The organism is Mycobacterium sp. IDUB_19, from assembly GCF_055419445.1.
Genome location: NZ_JBVAXR010000018.1, coordinates 92538 through 98800, shown reverse-complemented (window position 1 = coordinate 98800; position 6263 = coordinate 92538). Strand labels below are relative to the sequence as shown.

The following is a 6263-nucleotide window of genomic DNA, read 5'->3' as shown; positions in this document are numbered from 1 at the left end:
GTGACCACGTCCTTGCAGTCGCGGCCCTGCTCGATCATCGAGATCACGCCGGCCAGCTGGCCTTGCGCACGGCGCAACCGATTCAGTACGGCAGCAATGCTGTCTTCGTCACCAACCATCACGTTCTCCTTGCTTGTTACAACTCAATGTAAGCCATTATCCCCCGGGGGGTATTCCCGCAGCGTCATGACGCGGCTGCGCGCGGTCGCGCCGCTCGGCGAGTGTGCGGCCGCGGCGACGATATCGCCGGACAACATCGCCGTCAGTTCACACGCGGCGAGAGATCAGGAGACCTTCTTCACCGGCGGTGAGTAGCTGGGCTTGCCCAGCCCGAGCGTGTACTGACCGATCATGTTGCGGAACACCTCGAGGGTGCCGCCGTAGATTCCGACCAACGGGGCGAACCGGTAGACGTATTCGGCGCTGCCGTCATCGGCGGCCCCGTCGGTTCCGAATGGCAGGGTCGACGCCGCTCCGTGGATGTCCATCAGATCCGGGGAGATGTCGCGCATCGTTTGGGCGATCGCCACCCGCCCGTAGATGTTCGGCGACGACAACGCCGCCTCCAACCTGGCGACGCTGCGGCCCAGCCGGTACGCGACCGAATCGTCGTCGACAAGCTTGCGCCCATTGGGATCCGGCCGTGTCACGGCCGTTACGGCGTTGTCGACCGCGGTGGCCATCGAACCGGCCTGGTGCATCATGATGGAGGTGTCCTGCAACCCGTCGGGTGCGGCCGCGACCGCGCCGTGCTCGGTGTTGAGCGGCTCGCGCAGCACCGTCCAGCCCGCGTTCACATCGCCCAGCCGGTACTTGTCGTCGACGCGGACGTCGCTGTAGTAGACGATGTTGGTCCGGTCGCCGTCCACCGTGCGGATGCCCTGGATCTCGATGCCCGGCGAGTCCAGCGGCACCAGGAACATGGTCAGGCTCTTGTGCTTTGGCGCATCCGCGGCGGTGTTGGTGATCAGGAAAACGTACTGGCAGTTGTGCGCACCGGTGGTGAACATCTTCGAGCCGTTGACCACCCAGCCGTCGCCGTCGCGCACCGCGCGGGTTTTGCAGGTGGCTATGTCGGAACCGCCCTCGGGCTCGGTGTAGCCGAGGCAGAGCCGGACCTCGCCGCTGAAGATTTTCGGCATCACCTCGTCCTGTAGCTCGGCCGAACCGAACCTCGCCACCGACCGCGCCACCATGGCGGTCGTCCCCCACGTCACCCACGGCACGTGAGCCCGCCGCTTCTCCAGCTCCCAGATGCGGCGGCGCAGGCGGGTGAATCCGCCGTCGGATTCCGGCTTCCATTCCAGGGCCAGATAGCCCGCGGCACCGATTGCCAGGTGCACGCCTTCGTCGAAGTTGTCACCGGTCTCGCGGTCGCGCCGCCGGACCTCCTCGGTTACATGGGTTTTCAGGAAATCGCGCACCTCGTCGCGGAACGCGGTGTCCTCATCGGATAGCTCCACCCGGGAGAAGTCCATGGTTTGCTCCTGTCCTAGACGGCCGCAGCCGCGCTCTCGCGAGCTGCCGCGATCTCGGCCACCCGCTTTGCGGCGGCGCCCGGATCACCGGCCGCCAGCGGCCATCCTCGGGCACGCACCAGGTACGCCGTCGCCGCGGCTTCCGACGAAACACCAAGTCCACCTTGGATATGGACGGCCATCGTGGCCGCCTTGGCGGCCTCCTCGGCCATGAACACGAACGCCGACGGCGCCAACTCGGCTCGCTCGCCGGGCTCGTTGTCCAGGAACCAGGCCGCCCGCCGGGCGAGGTTACGTCCGCCCTGGACGGTGATGGCCATGTTGGCCAGCGGATGCGAAATCGCTTGCAGCGTCGAGATCGGGACACCCAATGTGTAACGGCTCTTGGCGAATTCGGCCGCGATGGTCATCGTCTCCTCGACCAGCCCTACCAGGGCCGCCGCGGTCAGCAACCGCCACTCGTCCAGCGCCAGTTCGTAGTTCGCCAGCGCTTCGGGTCCCTGCGCGACGACCGTGCGGGTGTCGGCGGCGACCGGATCCACCCAGGCCATCGGCAACCGGCCGAGGTTGTCGACCTTGGCGGGCCGGGTCCCGAACGTCAGCCGCACCACCTCGTCGCCGTCGCGGACGATGATGTGGTCGGCGATCGATCCGGTCGGGATCAGCCGAGGGCCCGGTGCGCTGTCAATACGCGCGTCGATGCCGGCGAGCTGTTCACCGTCGGCGATGCCGGCGGTGTCGGCACCCAGCGCTCCCAGCCGGCCCAGCAGCCTTGCGGCGCACACATGGTCGACCCACGGGACGGGCGCGAGCGAGCGGCCGACCTCTTCGGCCACCAGGGTGAGGTCGACGAGCGTCGCCCCGTCGCCTCCACACGACTCGGGCAGCGCCATCGTGGTCGCACCCATCGCGCACAAGCGCTCCCACAAGTTCTTGTCGAAGCCGGAAGGCTCTGCGGCGCGGACTATTTCGATAGCACAATGGGTCTTGAAGAATTGCTTGTACGCATTCTGCAGATCCACGTGGTGGTCGGACAGGCTGTAGTCCAGTCTGCGCAGCTCGAAGCGGTCCATCTCTGTGCTCCTGTCGTATCTCAGGCTCGGTCGCCGAAGAAAAACTCTTGTGCGTTGTTGTAAAGGTAGTTGTCCAGCACCTCGGCGGGCAGGTCCAGCGCGCGGGCTTCAGGCAGCACTCGACGCATCCGCAATACCGGCCAGTCCGACGCGTAGATGACCTTGTTCGGACCGCGGGTTCGCATATAGTGCAGCAGGCTTTCCGGCAGTCGCTTGGGCGACCAGGCCGAAGTCATCAGCCGAAGGTTGGCGTACTTCAGCATCAGCCGGATCGCGACGTCCCACCACGGGTCGGCGCCGTGGATCATGCACAGCTTCAGCTCCGGAAACCGCACGCACACCCGGTCGAGATGGATGGGGTTCTGTACCTCTCCGGGAATCGGCGGCCCGGGGATACCGGTGTTGACGCACAGCGGCAGGTTGAGCTCCGCGCACTTGGCATAGAGCGGGTAGTAGACGGCGTCGCTCGGGGGGTACTGCCCGTCACCCCAAAAGCTCGGTCCTACTACGGCATACGCGACCGGGAGGTCGCGCACGATGGCGGTCAGTTCGCGCAGCGGCCCCACCGGACGCAGCAGGTTGACTCCGCCCATGGCCAGCGCGAAGCGCTCCGGCTTGGCTTCGACGAACTTGCGTGCCGTGGTCGACGGGCTGGCAAGGTTGTCCATAAGGACCGCTTTTTGCACGCCGTGCTCGTCCATCTCGTCGAGCAGTTCGGACAGGTCGACGGGCGCGAACATCGACTGCGGGCCCTTGAAGTAGTCGTCGCGGACCTTGAGCATCCAGGTGGGCTGGGAGTCAACCTCACCGAAGTGCACGTTGATCAGGCAGTCAATCGCTTTGTCGTTCATGCGGGCCCTTCATCGACGCCGACCAGTGCGGTATCCGAAAGCTGTTCTGCGGCAGCCTGTGTAGCCCACCGGTAGTTTGGCTTGCCATTGCCGAGTCGCTGAACCTGCTCGACGAACAGGATTGCCTTGGGCGCTTTGAAGTGCGCCAGCTGCGACTTGCATAGTGCGGCGAGTGCGGCTTCTTCGACACCCGCGCCCGGCTGCAGCGCGACCAGCGCGACGACTTCCTGGCCCCACCGCTCGCTGGGCCGGCCCACCACCAACGCGTCGGAGACGCCGGGATGGGTGCGCAACACCTCTTCGACCTCTTCGACGAATACCTTTTCACCGCCGGTGTTCACCACCAACGAATCCCGTCCGTACAGGCGCAGGGTGCCGTCGGATTCGATACTCGCTCGGTCGCCGGGGATCACCACCCGCTTGCCATCGATCTCGGGAAAGGTGCGCTCGGTGGCCTCAGCGTCGTTGAAGTAGCCCAGTGGAATCCGGCCGCTGCGGGCCACCCAGCCGATCTCGGGATCACCGGGCTGCAGGAACCTGCTGCGATCCTCCGACACCACCGCGCCGCCCTCGCGGAGCTGGAAGGTCTCACTCTGCGTCCCACGTTGACTGTGCCCGAACCCCATGTTCCCGGATTCCGACGAGCCATACCCGTCGATGATGGTGACCTGCGGCAGCTTTTCCATCAGCGCGCGCTTGAACTTCGGATTTGTTGCGGCCCCGCCAGTCCCGATCCCGTTCAGCGACGATAGATCGTAGGAACCGAGTTGCAACTCGGCGACCAACGGGCCGGCGTAAGCGTCGCCCACCATGGTCATCATGCCGACCCCTTCGCGCTCGGCGGTCTGCCACACCGAGCGCACGTCCAATTTGCCTCGGCCGTCATAGAGCACCGCCGTGAACCCGCTCATGATCGCCGCGAAGGCGGTCCACATGCCGGCGGCATGCATCAGCGGAGAGACCGCGAACCACGGCCGGCCGCCCCCGCGTACCTTCGCGTGGATCTCGTCGACGCTTGCGTGGTCGGCCCCGACCATCGACGCCACGTACATGTCGCTTTGGCGCCACAGGACGCCCTTGGGACGGCCGGTCGTCCCGCCGGTGCACATCATGATCAGATCGTCGGGCGATCCCGGCGCCGGATCGCCCGAACCACCCTGTGCCAGCGCATCATCCAGCGATATCGCGCCCGGCAGTTCGGCGGCGTCGGTGCCATCGTCGATCGAGATCAGCAGCTCGGCACCGTCCGGCGGCAGTACCTCGGCGCACCGCGCACCGAGCGACCGGTGATAGATGATGCCGCGGGGCCGGATGTAAGAGAGCAGATCGGCGATCTCCCGCGGCGAATAGCTGTAGTTCACGTTGACCGGAACCACGCGAGCTTTCAGACACGCGATCACCGCGTCCGGGTACAGGTCGTTGTACATCAGCAGCGCGACGCGGTCCTGACCACACTCCCAGCGGTTCAGCGCGTCTCGCTCTTGGTGCGCCCCGAAGCCGTTGGCGCTCAAGAAGTTCGCCAATCTGCTGGTTCGGCTCGCCGACTCGGCGAAGGTGCTGCGCCGAGTTCCGCATACTGTCATCAAGCGGTCGGGGATGACGTCCGCGATGGCGTCCAGAACCGACCCGACGGTCCATTCACTCACGGGCCGGGCCGCCTAGGCCGCCACTGTGGCTTTGACGCCCAGCAGATCTAACGCGTTGTCACGCATGATCTTTCGGATGTCCGATTCGCTGAAGTCGGTGAGCTCCTCGGCGAACGACAGGGGCGACTCGAGGCCTTCGCCGTGCGGCCAGTCCGAACCGAACAGGATCTTGTCGACGCCGATGACCTCAGCCAGCTCCGGCAGGTCGTCCTCGTAGTACGGGGCGATCCATACGTTGTTGCGCAACTGCTCCACCGGATCCTCAGGGAAATCGCGCGGCTGGGTGTTGGCCGCTTTCTTCAGCCGCTTGACCAGTCGGTGCACGAAATACGAACCGTTTTCGATGCTGACCGCCTTGAGTTTCGGGTGGCGGGTGAACACACCGTGCACGATCATCGAGGCCATCGTGTCGTGAATCGCGCGGTCGTCGAGGAGAACGTTCTCCAACGGATCCTTGGCGCCGAAGCCCTCGAACGTCGCCTTGCCGCCCCACGCCGCCGCGATGTGCAGATAGCCGCTGTCGCTGAGGTGGAATCCCACCGGCACCCCCGCCTCGGCCAGCCGGGCCCACACCGGGTCGTGGCTGGGGTGACCCAGCGACCGCGGCTTGACCAAGCCGGGCACCGGCGCCGGACGCACCAGCACCAGTTTCGCGCCGCGCGCCAACACGAAGTCAACCTCTTCGAGCGCCTTGGCCGGGTCGGCCAGCGAGATGATCGGCGCGGCGATGATCCGGTGATCCGGCCGGTCGAAGCCCCAGTCCTCGTCGAGCCATAGGTTGAACGCGTGCACCGACGCCATCGTCGCGTCGATGTCGTGCTTGAGCGCCTCCTCGACCCCGCACCCGAATGTCGGCAGCATGAAGACGGTTTCGATGTCCTGGGTGTCCATCACCGTGATGCGGGCGTCGCGGTTCTGGTATTCGGGGTGTTCGGCCATCCGCTCGACCTTCATCAGCGACGCCGGGTCGACACCTTCGGGTATCTCACCTCGGAACAACAGGTCGAGGCAGCCGGGCACGATGATCGGGTCGAAGGTCGGGTTGGGGATGAAGTGGTTGACCCGGTCCCCGATCACGGCCCAGGTGCGCTTGCCCTGGGTAACCATCTGCACGCCGCGGCGCTTGAACTCCTTGTCCAGGTGGCGGGTAAACGAGTCCAGCGGTTCGTAGTAGTGGTTGTCGACGTCAATCGCCTTGTAGCTCAAGCTATTCAT

The 6263-nt window shown here is 65.6% G+C and carries 6 protein-coding genes; all 6 read right to left on the bottom strand.

Features of this window, described 5'->3' with window-relative positions:
- Window positions 1-119, bottom strand: a 119-nt coding sequence (locus tag ACZY0B_RS16155) for a metal-sensitive transcriptional regulator (protein WP_463765143.1), incomplete at its 3' end; no start/stop codon positions are given.
- A gap of 165 nt (window positions 120-284) precedes the next feature.
- Entirely contained in the window at window positions 285-1478 is a 1194-nt protein-coding gene (locus tag ACZY0B_RS16150) for an acyl-CoA dehydrogenase family protein (RefSeq protein WP_463765138.1), read from the bottom strand.
- 14 nt (window positions 1479-1492) lie between these two features.
- Window positions 1493-2551, bottom strand: a complete 1059-nt coding sequence (locus ACZY0B_RS16145) for an acyl-CoA dehydrogenase family protein (RefSeq protein ID WP_463765137.1) — start codon at window positions 2549-2551, stop codon at window positions 1493-1495.
- Window positions 2552-2571: 20 nt separating this feature from the next.
- Entirely contained in the window at window positions 2572-3402 is an 831-nt protein-coding gene (locus tag ACZY0B_RS16140; protein WP_463765136.1) for an amidohydrolase family protein, read from the bottom strand.
- Window positions 3399-5048 (bottom strand): acyl-CoA synthetase, encoded by a 1650-nt coding sequence (locus ACZY0B_RS16135; protein ID WP_463765135.1) that lies wholly within the window; start codon window positions 5046-5048, stop codon window positions 3399-3401. Before ACZY0B_RS16135 ends, ACZY0B_RS16140 begins: the two co-directional genes overlap by 4 nt.
- Window positions 5049-5060: 12 nt before the next feature.
- Entirely contained in the window at window positions 5061-6263 is a 1203-nt protein-coding gene (locus ACZY0B_RS16130; RefSeq protein WP_463765134.1) for an amidohydrolase family protein, read from the bottom strand.